This window comes from Arthrobacter flavus, assembly GCF_039526005.1.
Lineage (GTDB): Bacteria > Actinomycetota > Actinomycetes > Actinomycetales > Micrococcaceae > Arthrobacter_D > Arthrobacter_D flavus.
In genome coordinates this window covers 1-13,832 of record NZ_BAAAIJ010000035.1, presented here as the reverse complement: position 1 = coordinate 13,832, position 13,832 = coordinate 1, and the positions used below count along the sequence as shown (strand labels likewise).

Sequence of the window (13,832 nt, the reverse complement as noted above, 5' to 3'; positions counted from 1 at the left end):
GCAGGAATTAGTGAGGAAATAAGCGACGTAGGAGCGCTAAGGTAAGTGCGGCCCGCGTAGCCGGCCGCAGGCCGGTTGAACCGCCGGAGCGGGCACATAGAATCCAACGGACAGCAGCAAAAAATAGAGATGATGCTTCTACTGCCCGAGCGACAGCGAGGACCGACAGATTCATACCGGACAAGCAGAGCTCGGCCGGTTATGGTTTCTGTATGAGGAAGGGGAAGCCCCCAGGGCGACTGAGGCGGATGACCGACGCCATGGGGTTGTCGGAGCCCGGCAAAACGCCGAAACCGATGAACCAACGCACAGCAGGAATGTTGGCCTTATTCTTTCTACTCGTATCCGCTGGTTACCTCTATCTATGGGTCACATCATTCCAGGAGGGAGAGCCCGATCTCTTCATCCTGGTACTGGGCTTCGCCTTCTTGATAATGGCAACCGGATGGTTTTTCGAATGGCGACGCTCCAAACGTTCCTCTCGTGACCTCGACAGTGGTTCTCAGGCAGACGATGGCACAAGATCTCCTGGCGGCTTGTAGACGGTTCCATCGCGAAGCATCGCCCAGAGGACGTTGAGCCGGCGTCTGGCCAGGGAAAGCACGGACTGGACGTGGGTTTTACCTTCCGCGCGTTTGCGGTCGTAGTAGGTCCTGGACGCCGTCGAGCTTCGCAGACTCGACATGGCCGCCATGTAGCAGGCCCGCAGCAGGCGTCGGTCGTATCGTCTGGGTCTGTGGTGATTACCTCGTATCCGACCGGAATCCTTAGGCGCCAGCGCGAGGCCCGCGACTCCGGCGAGCCGGTCCACGCTGTCAAAAACGGACAGATCACCACCTATGGCGCCAAGAAATTCGGCTCCGAGAAGGGGGCCGAAGCCCGGCATACTGAGCATGACCTCTGCCTGGTGGTGTTCGCGAAAACGCTCAGCTATGAGCGTGTCCAAAGCATCGAGCTGGTTCTGAATATCCAGGACTTCCTGCGCGAGCTCGGCGACCATCGGCGCACCGATCCGCTGGGCAGCAACGGTGGTGTACTGGGATTTCGCTGCCGTCATGGCCCTTTCCGCCACATCGGCGCTGCTGCGGGTGCGCTGGCTCCTGAGCCAGGTGTGTAGGCGTTTCTGTCCGAGCCTGCGCAGGGCATCGGGAGTCTGGTATCTCGTGAGCAGCAGCAGCCCGGCCTTGGATCTGCTGTAGTCAAAGGCCTGTTCGAGGGCGGGAAAGTATTCCAACAGCTGTGCCCGTAGGCGGTTGATCGCACGTGTGCGGTCACAAGCCTTATCCGTGCGGCGGGCGGTAAGGATCCGCAGATCGACGCTGATGTCATCTCCGGTACGAACCGGTTGCAGATCCCGGCGCATCCGGGCTTGGTCAGCAATGACCGCGGCGTCCTTCGCGTCAGTCTTGCCGTCCCCACGGTAAGTCCTGGAAGCGTGATGCACCGTGCGTCCTGGAATGTAGAGGAGTTGCTGGTCATGGGCTGCAAGCAGCGCGATCAGCAGTGCAGCCCCACCGTGGTTCAGATCCACCGCCCAAACCACCTCTCCCCCACCACCAAGCGCCGCGATGCTTCCCATCAAATCCAGCAGGTCTGCCTCGTCATTGGCTACCCTCTGAGAGAACAAACGGGCCCCCTCCTCGTCAATGACGACGCAGTGGTGATGGGTTTTGCCGGCGTCTATCCCGGCCCACAATTGCAACAAAGCGGTCTCCCTTCATCGTTCGAATATGAAGCCCAGCAGATAACCTCGCCGTCGTGTCCTTATCCAGCGATCATTTCTTGTCGCGTCTCTCAATCAGCGGTCGGGCCATCATCGAAGCGACAGGCGGCCAATCCTTCGAAGCCGTAACAACTGTCCGGCACAGCAGCAAAAGCCATACCCATCACCCCTGGGTAGCCAAGACACTACAACTGCCCCGCGAACTACCTACTCAACAACATAAGGACAGCAGCAAAAAGAAAAGTTCCTGCCGGTGGCGACGTATCAGCCGGCGGCAGCACAGCCCGCAGCGCAGCGGAGGACGGCTTGTATGTTCCTGGTTTACCCGGTTGTTACGGGTGCTACTGCAGTGACAGGATGAAGTGCATGCGACCTATGAGCCAGTACCTGATCGTCATAGTGAGTGTTTTGAGCACCTTTGCTGTCAATATCGCTCTGGACGTTTTCACTGAACTTTCCCTGCTCAGTCGTGGGCTTATCTCGATTCTTTGCGGCCTACTCATCACCCATGTCATCGTCAGGTGGTCAGAGCGCCGACGGAAACAGAAGAACGCTGCCGCGCTAACCGAGAGCTGACCGGCCCTGGTGGGCTAGCCAGCTCTCTTGTCGGTGTTTCTAGCTGTCGAGTTAGTTGGTGTGGCGGGTGGCTTCCCACGCGGTAATGATGAGCACCAGGACAACCACGGCCAGGATCAGGTTGAGCAGATCCATGTAGAGCGCTTCCTTTCTGGTGATGAGTGGATAAAATTGGAGAAGGGCCGGTGGCCGCAACCGCTTTGGTTACGACCACGGATTGTGTGACTACCTCTTTGCACGACGCTTACGCTTCCGAGTTACTGCTCGGGAGCGTTTGTGCGTTCTGACCACTGCGCGTGCGGTGAGTAGAGCCACGACTGCCGCTGCCAGCTGCACTACTGCTGGAGTGAGTTGGATCGTTTCGTCTCGGATAGGGCGTCAACTCGAGACCGACGGATTGCGATCCTGCCGCTGGGGATAGTCCCGGTGATAGGGATGATCCCGGTGATAGTGGTTCTGCCGAGGTCTCTGCGCCGGATCGATATACCGCGGCGGAACAAACCACGGAATTCGGTCCCTCACCTCGATCTTCCACTCCTCCTGGTGAAGCAGATGATGATGCCTGGTACAAAGCAACACCCCGTTGTCCACGGTGGTCGGTCCACCTCGACTCCACGGAATGATGTGATGACCCTCGGTCCAAGGCGACGGCATCATGCAATCTGGAAAAGCACATCCACCATCCCGCGCGGTCAACGCCTTACGGATAGTGGGAGGAAACAAACGACGAGGATTGCCCACATCGAGGATTTGGCCTTGCGTTCCCAGCACCACTGGCAAAACATTCGCATCACAGGCAATCCGACGAATCGACCGAGCACTGATCAAACCGCCAAACGCCGCATGACCAGCTCTACCAACATCGGCCACCAGGTCCTTGTAGTTGATGGTGACCAACACCTGCGGCCGCATTCCTCCGGCATCAGAAAGCTTGCTGCTAGCCAAAGCAATACGACATGCACCCACCAGGCCATCCAGCAACTGCTGCGCCCACGTCGACCGATCAAGCTCGTCATCCGCAATGATCGCTGCTCCCTGAGCAGCTGAATCTCCGGATGAACCAAACAAGCTAGGCTCAGCGCTCAAAGAGTCTGCACCTGCACCTAAAGTCTTAGCCAGACCACCCAGCTTTTCGGCTTCGGCAGCCGACAGCCCTGCCCTGGCCCTCGGATTGGTGGCTGAATACATCACCGTGATCAGGTCTTCGAACTGTTCGTCCGTCGCCGAGATCTCCATAAAATGCAGACCGTGACGCTTGCCCCGAAGAAAGACTCCCTGCCGTGCACGCAACACCTCTTCGGTTGGCTCAGAGCCATCAGGGTTGAGCAAACTCTCCCACCGCTGAATCAGCACCCTGAGCACATCCAGATCCGAGACAACTGCCTGCCGAGTCAGAGTGGCTTCCATCTCGTCCAGATCCTTGGTCGAAGCAAACGGCTTGACTCTTTCCATGGCCGAACTGATTAGGGTGGCAGCCTGGCTGCTGACCTCCGATCGAGCAATCGCAGCCCCCAGATGTTCAAGCCGAGGGGCGATTGGCTGACCATTCAGCTGAACCGTCGGCAAAACCTGGCCGGATACACGAATCCGCCGCCTCGCATCACTCTTGCTGATCCGCAAAGTGTTCCGAAGATACTCTGCGTTGTCTCTGCACCCGGTGCGGTTCAGCGCTCCCTTGGCGGAGTCGTCGTCGGACGTTCCAAGACTCATCCGCTGGTCAGACTCACCGACTACTGCCACATTCTGATGTTCCACCGCGTGTGCCGCAATCAGCTGAAGTTGCTCGGCAGTTCTGGCAACCTGTTCGATAGCCACTGCGATCTCGGCGAGTTCTCGGGTAGGCATGATCAGACTCTCGGCCCGAAAAGAATCAGCAATCCCCGACAGCTCGGTGTTCAACCAGGCGAGATACCGAGGAGTATCTGTCTGCTGCTCGAAAGGGGTGATTGCCATGTTTCAATTTTATCGAATATAGATTCGAATGATCCAGCGAAGGCGGCCAATGTGGAGAAGGAGTGATCACTAGTCCTCCACACCTTCATGACCTGCCACCATGCGCTACTGATGGCGTCGTCCGCCGATGAATGGTCCAGGGTGCCGTTGGTGCGGCCACATGTGAACCCGAAGCTACCACCCCGAGACAAAGGAATCGTGGAGTATCAGGTGACTCGATAAGCTCAATGGCATGACTGCAATAGCTTTCGGACGAACGTGCACACCTCCCCCGAGTGGAGTGTGGCTCGATGCTTCTGACGTCCACGGTGCCCGGTTGGAGGGCAGTGCCTGAGGAATTGATCGGCCTAATTCTTCTCTCGTTCACCATCTTGCTCCTGCCAGCCATCTGCGTTGCCGTTACACGCCAGGCAGCTGAGGGCCTCATTGGTGCAAACGCGTCCGCCGGGATCCGCACCCGGTACACCAGGGCGTCCTCAGCGGCGTGGGTTGCCGGGCACACGGCGGCCCTTCCGGTGGTGAAAATAATGTGGCCGGTGGCAGGCGCCGGGCTGGTGACCGCAGCGGTGGTTCAACTAATAGCTGGTGGTCCAACTGGGACAGGTGTTGCGTTCCTCGCGCTTATCGCTCAGACCATGGTGCTCCTCCGTTCCGCCGCGGTGGCCAATCGCGCCGCGCGCTCGGCCACCCACGATGATGTGCAGTAGCCGATCCCCCTACGGACGATCTGGTGCGACCCCGGACACGATGGAAGCTTTACCGAAGATGTCTTTGATTCTTTCCTGATTGGACTGGGTCTGAAGTCCGTCGTCCCCTTGGACGACCTCAATTCCCAGCAGGGTTAGCCCCGCTCCAGGAAGGCTTCCTTCTCGGGATTCAGGTAGAGGTCCATTGCCTCAGCGAGGTCTGGATGATCCACCAGATCGACGTCGAGCGCCACAATCTGCTGGGCATCTTCGCGAGCCTTCTCAATGATTTTCACGTCCTTGACCACGCGCAGGAACCTCAACGCCGACCGCCCACCGGACTGCGAGGCCCCGAGAATGTTGCCTTCGCGCCTAAGCTCAAGATCCTTCTGCGACAGCTCGAAGCCGTCGGTAGTCGACGCGACAGCCGCCAGCCTCTCCCTGCTGGGATGCTCGGGGTCAAGCTGAGTCACCAGCAGACAGGTTCCGGGATGCCCACCACGACCAACGCGCCCCCTCAGCTGATGCAGCTGCGAAATACCGAACCGGTCCGCATCCATGATCACCATCATTGTGGCGTTGTGAACATCCACACCTACCTCGATCACCGTGGTGGAGACCAGCAGCTGAACGCTTCCGTCATTGAAGCGAGCCATGGTCGCTGACTTCTCGACAGGATCCAGCCGCCCATGCAACAGCCCAATCGACACACCCTGCATGACCGGCATTTCCTGCAGCGTTTCGAACAACTCATTGACCGACGTGAGTTCCGGCTGAGAACCCCGGCTGTCAGGCGGCCCATCGGGCGAGTAGAGCTCTACCGCCGTGGAGTCCTCTTCTTGGTCGCCAATCTTGGGACACACCACGTACACCTGACGCCCGGCGTCGATCTCCTCCCTGGCCCGCGCCCAAATTCGCTGAATCCAGGCAGGATGTTCGGTGAGGCCGACCTCGTGGGTGGTGATCGGCGCCCTACCGGCAGGCAACTCGGTCAAGGTGGATACATCTAGGTCGCCGAACACCGTCATCGCGACCGTCCGGGGAATGGGGGTTGCGGTCATCACCAGCACATGCGGCGAATTGGTGGCTTTAGACCGCAACACGTCGCGTTGTTCGACACCGAAGCGGTGCTGTTCATCCACCACGATGAGCCCGAGGTCAAAAAAGCTCACATTCTCGGACAGCAGGGCATGGGTCCCAATCACAATCCCGGCGTCACCCGTTGCCGCGTCAAGCATTGCGTGCTTGCGCTGCGCTGTGGACATCGAGCCGGTCAGCAGGACCACCTTGGTTCCATCAGCTGCTCCCCCGAGCATCCCTCCCATGGCCAATGGCCCCAACGTCCGGGTGATCGATTGCAGATGCTGTGCGGCAAGCACCTCGGTCGGCGCCAACAGCGCAGCCTGACCACCGGAGTCGATCACCTGCAGCATCGCCCGAAGAGCGACAAGCGTCTTACCGGAGCCCACCTCACCCTGCAGGAGCCGATTCATGGGGTGGGAAGAAGACAGGTCCTCAGCGAGGGTCTCCCCAATAACTTTCTGCCCGTTGGTGAGGGTGAAGGGCAGCTGGGAGTCGAATTGGTCCAGCAGTCCACCCGGGCGTGGACGGCGCGACGTCGCCTCCTCCTGCGAGGTGAGCGCCCGACGTCGGGCCAGTGCCGTCTGCAGAACCAGCGCCTCCTGGTAGCGGAAGCGGTGCTTGGCTCGGTAGGTGTCTTCGATCGCGTGGGGACGATGGATCAGCTCATAGGCCTGGGTGATATTCATCAGCTTGTCCCGGCGCGTAATGTCCGGCGGGATTGGATCATTGAACTGTGAGTGCACCAGTCTGTCGAGCAGCGTACCGACTGCCTTCTTGATGGTTTCGCTGGGAACCTTCGCCGACGCCGGGTACACCGGAAGCGGAGCCTCGAGAAGATCGGGGTCGACGGACCCGTCGTCGTCGAGCAATGAATAAATGGGGTTGGTGAGGTTCAGCCGGTGCCGATACTCAGTGACCTTGCCGGAGAACATGGCGTGGACGCCGGGACGTAGATCCCTCGCAGCCTGGTGACCGTTGAAGAAGGAGAGGCTGAGACTGCCGAGCTTGCCCCCGGTGTTGTCGGTGATCACTACCTCGCACAGAGAACCCTTACGGTTGCGCATCTGCCTCAGGTTGGCTGATTGCACCCGAGCAATCAGCGTCACATCTTCGCCCAACGGCACTGAGCTCACCGGCGTCAGCTCGCCGCGCTCAAAATAGGCACGCGGGAAATGGTTGAGCAGATGGCTAAAGGTGTGAATGTTAAGGGTCTCGGCGAAGGCTTTGACCTTGGCCTTGGGAACAACCCCATCGAGGGAGGAGCTGAGTTCCCCGGTCTTTGGACTATCCACTGGCCTCTTGGGCTTCGCTGAGCTGTGCTGGTTCGTTGAGTGGGGAGGAGTCACCAAGTGCGGAGGGGTCCTTGAGTTGGGTCACGTCGCCGTATTGCGGCGAATCGGGCTGTCGTGGCGACGCCAGCTGGGTCACCGACACGTTGATTGGATGGCCAGCTTCCTGGATGAGTTTCAGCGCTGGTTCGGGCTCGGGCACGTGGACGTGAACACGCCACCGGTAGCCCTCCTCGACCTCGGTGACGGCGCTCATGATGACTGAGTCGCCCAGTTCGTCGAGGTGAAGCCGCAGGGTGGCGGCGTCGAGGGGGCTGAGGTTGATGGTGCACATGACTTCGACGCCCTCGGGGTCGCCGCCGTTGTGGATGTGGGGTGACTGGATGTCGTAGCCGTGGAGTCCGTCGAGGAGTTCGTCCTGCAGTTCCTCACCGAGAGCGGCGGCACGTAGCGCGTCCATGATCAGGAGGAATCCCACTCCCCCGGCATCCACCACCTTGGCTGCGGTGAGGACGCCGAGCTGGCTTTCGGTCTGGATCACGGCTTCCAGAGCGGCTTCGACGGCGGCCTGGAGCGTGAGGGCGAGGGCGTGATTGCTGTCGTCTCCGTTTTGGGCGCCGTCTGCCATGGCGGCTCCGCGGGCTGTCGCCTCAAGGACCGACAGCATGGTACCGGGCACCGGATCGCTAAGTGCCGACCAGCTGCGGATCTGGGCTCGTTGCAACGCCGTGGCGAGCAGGGGGCCTGAAAGCCTGGTGTGGTGGTGCAGGGGCTCGGCTACTGCCGACAGGAATACTGCGAACAGAGTCCCTGAGTTGCCTCGTGCATCCTCCATGGCGGCTTGGCCGGCGGTTCGGAGCAGCACGCCGAGATCGGTGGTGTCGGATGCCGAGGCGGCGTGGGAGGCGGCGCGAACAGTGAGGTAGAGGTTGGTGCCGGTGTCGCCGTCTGCCACCGGGAAGATGTTGATGGCGTTGAGGCGGTCGCTGTGGTTGCCCAGGGACTCTTCGGCCTTGCTCAACCATCGCCTCATCGCAGCTGCGTTAGCGGTGATCTTTGTCTGCAAAGTGATCCCATCCCACGTTGGCGGGTGACTGCGGCGCTGCGGTCACGCCGGGCAATCCGGCACATATCGAGCCTACCGCAGTGAACCCTTCAGGGAGAGTAGCCGTGGACCAAAAGGTGGCTGAACGCGGCGGTCAGCCTGCGAAATGGTCCCAGCCGAAGATCGTCGGCGGCTGCGAGTCGATGGTGACGCCCGCCGGACCTGCCCCGACGACACCAATCACCACGAATTGCTCCGGGAGATCAACTCCCTGGCTGAAAGTCGCAAGTAGCCCATGGTCCTCTCCCCCGCCAAGCACCCAGTTCATCGGATCGATACCGAGCAGCTTGCCTGTGGACTCCAGTGGGTTCTTCAGCTTCGCCAGTGCTTCTGGATCGAAGTCCACAGTCACCCCGCTCGCGGCGGCAAGCCGTTGGGCATCCCTGATCAGACCGTCGGAGATATCCAGCATGGCTGTGGCGCCTGCTGTGGCGGCGGCAGGTCCCGCTCCCAAAGGCGGCCATGGTTGGAGTTGATTCGTGACGAGCTCGACGGCGTCTGCGCCAAGCGATTCCATCGAGCGGCTGGATTCCAGGATGGCCAACCCCGCGGCGGCTCGACCTACGGTCCCTGCCAGAGCGACGATGTCGCCCGGTCTGGCGCCTGTTCGCAGCACTGGCTCTCGTCCTTCGAGTGACCCTGTCACCGCTGCGGTGACAACTATTTCGCGTCCGGCCCCCAGATCTCCCCCGACGACCTGGCAATCATTGGCGCCGAGTTCCCTTATGGCTGCCGCCAATCCATCTGCCAGGTCTTCCACCCACGAAACCTTGGTGTTACCCGGGAGGGTAAGGCTGACGACCATGGATGTCCCTCTGCCACCCATCGCGTTGATATCGCTAAGGTTCTGGGCCGCAGCCTTCCATCCAACGTTGAAACCGGTGGTGCGGTACCCGTTGGGCCATTGGAGCCGGAAATCCATATCTTGGACTTGGGTATCAATTGATATGACTAGCCGGCTATCCGGGACAGAGAGGACCGCGGCGTCATCCCCCGGACCCACGAGAACCACGTCGGATTCCTCGGATGCTGTTGCTAGCAAGCGCGGCAGGATGATGTCAAGTAGGGCGGACTCGCTTAGATCGGCGACGGTTGGAGACATAATTCAAAGGTACTTTGCCAGACCGAAGGACTGTGATCTGCCACGTGTTCAAGACGTTTAAGCCGCCACGTCATCGTAGGAAGCAATCCACTGCCGCAACATGAGATAGCCCGGGTAATCGATCGAAAAAGTCAACACAGCAATTGCGCACTCGATTCCCATCAGTTGCCTGCAATGTCAGGTTCTGGGCTCATCGCCGAGCCCTACATTTTGGATTTGGCAGCGTCTGAACCTCTCCTCTATTGACCTTCGGAAACTGCAGTCCACCGGATCTGAGCCGATCGTCGCTCTAACGTTTTCCTGACGACAAGCTCGCTCGACTTGACCCGTCGATCCTGCCCAAAAGGCATTTCTCGGATAAGCTCGCATGAGTCTCGCACACTTGAGGAGAAATATATGCCCATCGTTATGCCTATCTACGGCACCAGACCGGAGGCCATCAAAATGGCACCGATCGTCGCCGAGTTGAACCATTCAAAGACTCTGGAATGCGTTGTTACGGTCACTGGTCAGCACAGGGCTATGCTCGATCAGGTTAATGAACTCTTCGGCATCTTCCCGGATCATGATCTGAACATCATCCAACCTCGACAAACGCTGAATTCGATTATCACGAAAACGATTGACGGGCTGGATCGACTTTTTGAACAGGCCAAACCGGATGTGGTAGTTATTCAAGGGGATACCTCAACATCAACGGCTGGCGCGCTGGCTGCGTTTTATCGGGGAATTCCCGTTGTTCATGTTGAAGCTGGTCTTCGATCCGGGAACCTTTTTTCCCCATTTCCAGAGGAAGCCAACCGCAAGATTACTTCGCAAATATCGAGTCTGCACCTGGCCCCAACCAGCATCAGTCGCGCGAATCTTGAGCGCGAGGGAATCACTCCTAAAGACATTGTAGTGACCGGAAACACAGTTATTGATGCCCTTCTAAAAACTGTGGAGAAGCGAGTGCCTTTCTCGGATCCTAACTTGGAAAACCTCGCAGCCTTGGGCACACGCGTGGTTCTAGTAACAGCGCACCGCCGTGAAAACCAGGGACAAGCGATGGAAGGTGTGGGTCGCGCTCTCGCCCGCATCGCTGACGCGCACCCCAGCGTCACGATCGTCTTCCCTGTGCATAAGAACCCTGCGGTCCGGGAGGCCGTACTTCCTACTATTCAGGGAAAGAAGAACGTAATTATCACCGAGCCGTTGGCCTACGGCGAATTCACAAGGATGCTTTCCCTGGCGCACCTTGTTCTAACGGACTCTGGCGGAGTTCAAGAGGAGGCACCGAGCCTCGGCAAACCGGTCTTGGTGATGCGTGACAACACAGAACGTCCGGAAGCGGTTCATGCAGGAACCGTCATGCTCATCGGGACCGGGGAGGACCGTATTGTCAAAGAAGTGGAGCGGCTGCTCAACGAAACAGAGCACTACGACTCTATGGCGAATGCGGTCAACCCGTATGGCGATGGACTGGCCGCTAAACGCACGGTAGCGGCCATCGAGGAGCTAGTAGGTGTGGGGCCTAGAATCGCAGACTTCGCAGGGTAGTGTGGCCAATGGCGCTGATCCTGCTAGCCGCACATGCGATCAGGCTCGACCAATCACAACCGGAAACAAAGTAGATAGAGAACGATGACTATTCAAAATAAAAAAAGAATCGCTGTTATCGGCTTGGGCTACATTGGTCTACCGACGGCGGTCGTGCTTGCTATCAACGGGCATGACGTCACAGGCGTCGACGTAAAGCAGAGCACCGTCGACTCGATTAACCGAGGCGAACTCCCTTTCGTGGAGCCGGACCTGGGAGCTTCCCTGACTGGAACGGTAGCTGCGGGCCGGTTGCGTGCGACTACTTCGACACCCGAGGCAGATGCCTATATCGTCGCTGTTCCGACCCCGTTCAAGGATGGACACACGGCCGACCTGAGTTACATCGAGGCAGCGGCTAAAGGAATCGCTCCTCAGCTTCGGGGAGGCGAACTCATTATTCTCGAGTCCACCTCGCCTCCGGGCGCAACCCAACGCATGGCGGACATCATCATTGAAGAACGGCCCGATCTCCGTTTGGGCGGCGAGGCCTCTAACTCGATTCACGTCGCTCATTGCCCGGAACGAGTGCTCCCTGGCCGTGTCATGATCGAACTAGTCGAAAACGACAGAATTGTGGGCGGCCTGACGCCCGGATCCGCCGAAATGGCCAAGAGTCTGTACGCGTCCTTCTGCAAGGCAGAGATCCACCTAACAGATGCTGTTACCGCCGAGCTAGCAAAACTGGTGGAAAACTCGTTCCGTGATGTCAACATTGCATTCGCCAATGAGCTTTCCGTCATCGCCGACAAGCTTGACGTCGACATATGGGAACTTATTGAGCTTGCCAACCATCACCCGCGCGTGAATATTCTCCAGCCCGGCCCTGGCGTTGGCGGACATTGCATCGCCGTTGATCCATGGTTCATTGTGTCAGCGATGCCCGACGATGCCCGGATCATCCGGCTGGCTCGAGAAACAAACGATAGCAAGCCGCAGATTGTGATTGATAAGGCTTTGACCGCTTTGAGCGGAGTGGACTCCCCCACAATCGCCGCGTTGGGACTTGCATTCAAGGCAGACATCGACGACCTGCGAGAGTCTCCAGCCAGGGATATCGTAGGCCGCCTTGCGGATGCGATTCCTAATGGAAAAGTACTCGCAGTCGAACCAAATATTGTCGCGCTTCCAGCCGAACTACACAATCGCAGGAACGTGCAGCTCAGCGAGCTCGAACCGGCGATTGCGGCCGCCGATCTCGTTCTCCTGCTAGTCGATCATGAGGAATTCAAGACCTTCGACACAGACAGGCTATTAGACAAGAAGGTAGTCGATACCAAAGGAGTGTGGCGCCAGATTCGTGCCGATGCTCCGTCACTTGCCCAATAGCAATGATCCCGATCGGCGGGACCAGCTTATAGCATTCGAGAATTGATCAAACGGATTGGTCAGATCCGCACTGTTCGCAAATTACGGAGTCCAGCTTCAGATCTGAAGACTTCAGCTGGCGAAGTTCCACTCGTGACGGCGACGGATTTCAATGGTCGATTTCTATGTCTGTCAAGCAGCGTTCGTCGCATCTATCGCAACGCGCTGAGCGTGCGGTAGATGCGACGGGCCAGGTAGCGCTTGATACAACGACGAATCTCCTTATCCGTACGACACTCGGCACGGCGCTTCTCCACGAATGGCGGGGTTCGCCGTCGTGAGTCATCCTGACGATGACGACCATGTGCAAGGCACTGTTCAGAGAACGGTCCCTGCCCCGGTTCAGCCGATGCCGGATGGTGTTGCCGGAGGACACAGGGATGGGATTTACCCCGGCTAGGGAGGCAAATGCTGCCTTGTTCCGGACCCTGCCTTCGTGTGACTCGTTGGGTCCCCGTTAGCAGTCCAGTTGGCATTGGCCCTTCCTAGTGGTCCAGTTTTATGTGAGTAGGGCATTGTGACTCCAGGAGGTCACCCCATGCCTTTCCAATACCCACGCTCCGTCTGGCGCGGCATCAGTATCCGTCTTCGGCAAGGCGAATCCGTCGCCTCGCTCTTCGCGGAGACGGGTATCTGCCAAGGAACTCTCTACCGGTGGAAACACTAGGCACTGGTGGAGGCCGGAATGAAAGAGGGAACACCAAGTCCGGATGCTGGCGACCTCGTTTCGGCCCGTAAGAGAATCAGGCAGCTCGAGGACGAACTGGCCATCGTCAAAGCCGCCAGCGCGTTGTATGACCGGATGGCGGTGGTGCCCCCAAAAGGAAACCAGCAGTCGTCGACGGGCTCGTCATCCAGGGCTTCTCCGCCCGGCGGTCCTGCATCACCGCGGGCCTGAACCGGTCGACCTATCTCAAACATCTCCGCGCCAAACCCTCGATCCGGGCCATCAGACGTTCCATTGTGGCCGACTACGTCTGCCTGATTCACCGGCAGTCTGGCGGCACCTACGGATGGCGCCGAATCCGGGCTGAACTATTGGATGAGTACGAGATGATCGTGAACCGCAAACTGAAGCGCTCTGGGTTTGATGGAGACTCGCGATATTTGATTTCCACCAGTTGATTGATGGTGGTTTTGCCAGCATAGAACGCCTGCTCGAATTCTCCGGGCGGAATGTCCCCGAGGTAGCCCTGCAGGCGTTCGGTGTTGTGCCAGTGAACCCATCCGAGAGTCGCTAGCTCGAGGTCCTCGACCGTTTTCCACGGACCAGGCTGGGCGGGGCCGCGGACGAGTTCGGTCTCGTAATAGCCATTCACGGTCTCGGCCAACGCGTTATCGTAACTGTCTCCCACGGTCCCCCTCGACG

12 protein-coding genes and 2 pseudogenes are annotated in these 13,832 nt (G+C 58.9%); 6 read left to right on the top strand and 8 right to left on the bottom strand.

Translation table 11 applies throughout. The features are described from left to right. Positions 1 to 502 precede the first annotated feature (502 nt). Positions 503 to 1,705, bottom strand: a complete 1,203-nt coding sequence (locus ABD059_RS09080; protein ID WP_343879247.1) for an IS110 family RNA-guided transposase — start codon at positions 1,703 to 1,705, stop codon at positions 503 to 505. Between the two features lie 384 nt (positions 1,706 to 2,089). Between ABD059_RS09080 and ABD059_RS09075 the strand changes: the two genes are divergently transcribed. After that, complete coding sequence (locus ABD059_RS09075) at positions 2,090 to 2,299, top strand: hypothetical protein (RefSeq protein WP_343879245.1); 210 nt, start codon at positions 2,090 to 2,092, stop codon at positions 2,297 to 2,299. A 51-nt stretch (positions 2,300 to 2,350) separates the two neighbouring features. Here the strand turns inward: ABD059_RS09075 and ABD059_RS09070 are convergent, their stop codons facing one another. Together ABD059_RS09070 and ABD059_RS09065 are read right to left on the bottom strand one after the other, a co-directional pair. Further along, on the bottom strand, positions 2,351 to 2,494 hold the full coding sequence (locus ABD059_RS09070; protein WP_343879243.1) for a hypothetical protein: 144 nt from the start codon (positions 2,492 to 2,494) through the stop codon (positions 2,351 to 2,353). 183 nt (positions 2,495 to 2,677) lie between these two features. Next, positions 2,678 to 4,252 (bottom strand): HNH endonuclease signature motif containing protein, encoded by a 1,575-nt coding sequence (locus ABD059_RS09065; RefSeq protein WP_343879241.1) that lies wholly within the window; start codon positions 4,250 to 4,252, stop codon positions 2,678 to 2,680. Between the two features lie 326 nt (positions 4,253 to 4,578). On the opposite strand from ABD059_RS09065, the gene ABD059_RS09060 reads away from it, so the two are divergent. After that, positions 4,579 to 4,959: a hypothetical protein gene (locus tag ABD059_RS09060; protein WP_343879239.1), complete on the top strand. Its 381-nt coding sequence runs from the start codon at positions 4,579 to 4,581 to the stop codon at positions 4,957 to 4,959. A 134-nt stretch (positions 4,960 to 5,093) separates the two neighbouring features. On the opposite strand, the gene ABD059_RS09055 is transcribed toward ABD059_RS09060, so the two are convergent. From ABD059_RS09055 to thiL, 3 genes are all read right to left on the bottom strand, one after another. After that, complete coding sequence (locus tag ABD059_RS09055) at positions 5,094 to 7,313, bottom strand: ATP-dependent DNA helicase RecG (protein WP_343879237.1); 2,220 nt, start codon at positions 7,311 to 7,313, stop codon at positions 5,094 to 5,096. Further along, the gene (locus tag ABD059_RS09050; RefSeq protein WP_343879235.1) at positions 7,306 to 8,343 is read right to left on the bottom strand and encodes a DAK2 domain-containing protein; all 1,038 of its coding nucleotides are present in this window, start codon (positions 8,341 to 8,343) and stop codon (positions 7,306 to 7,308) included. Before ABD059_RS09050 ends, ABD059_RS09055 begins: the two co-directional genes overlap by 8 nt. Positions 8,344 to 8,509: 166 nt before the next feature. Next, the gene (gene thiL, locus ABD059_RS09045) at positions 8,510 to 9,517 is read right to left on the bottom strand and encodes a thiamine-phosphate kinase (protein WP_343879234.1); all 1,008 of its coding nucleotides are present in this window, start codon (positions 9,515 to 9,517) and stop codon (positions 8,510 to 8,512) included. A 396-nt stretch (positions 9,518 to 9,913) separates the two neighbouring features. On the opposite strand from thiL, the gene wecB reads away from it, so the two are divergent. Continuing rightward, on the top strand, positions 9,914 to 11,056 hold the full coding sequence (gene wecB / locus ABD059_RS09040) for a non-hydrolyzing UDP-N-acetylglucosamine 2-epimerase (protein ID WP_343879232.1): 1,143 nt from the start codon (positions 9,914 to 9,916) through the stop codon (positions 11,054 to 11,056). Between the two features lie 84 nt (positions 11,057 to 11,140). Beyond that, on the top strand, positions 11,141 to 12,424 hold the full coding sequence (gene wecC / locus ABD059_RS09035; RefSeq protein WP_343879230.1) for a UDP-N-acetyl-D-mannosamine dehydrogenase: 1,284 nt from the start codon (positions 11,141 to 11,143) through the stop codon (positions 12,422 to 12,424). A 191-nt stretch (positions 12,425 to 12,615) separates the two neighbouring features. Here the strand turns inward: wecC and ABD059_RS09030 are convergent. Then, positions 12,616 to 12,905, bottom strand: a pseudogene (locus ABD059_RS09030) (transposase); the annotation flags it as partial. A 243-nt stretch (positions 12,906 to 13,148) separates the two neighbouring features. Between ABD059_RS09030 and ABD059_RS09025 the strand changes: the two are divergent. Next, positions 13,149 to 13,361: a hypothetical protein gene (locus ABD059_RS09025; RefSeq protein WP_343879228.1), complete on the top strand. Its 213-nt coding sequence runs from the start codon at positions 13,149 to 13,151 to the stop codon at positions 13,359 to 13,361. 65 nt (positions 13,362 to 13,426) lie between these two features. Next, a complete protein-coding gene (locus ABD059_RS17745; protein ID WP_377959682.1) occupies positions 13,427 to 13,588 on the top strand; it encodes a helix-turn-helix domain-containing protein in 162 nt (53 codons plus the stop codon). Here ABD059_RS17745 and ABD059_RS09020 read toward each other — a convergent pair. After that, positions 13,570 to 13,832 (bottom strand): annotated as a pseudogene (locus tag ABD059_RS09020) (integrase core domain-containing protein); the annotation flags it as partial. The gene ABD059_RS17745 and the pseudogene ABD059_RS09020 overlap by 19 nt on opposite strands.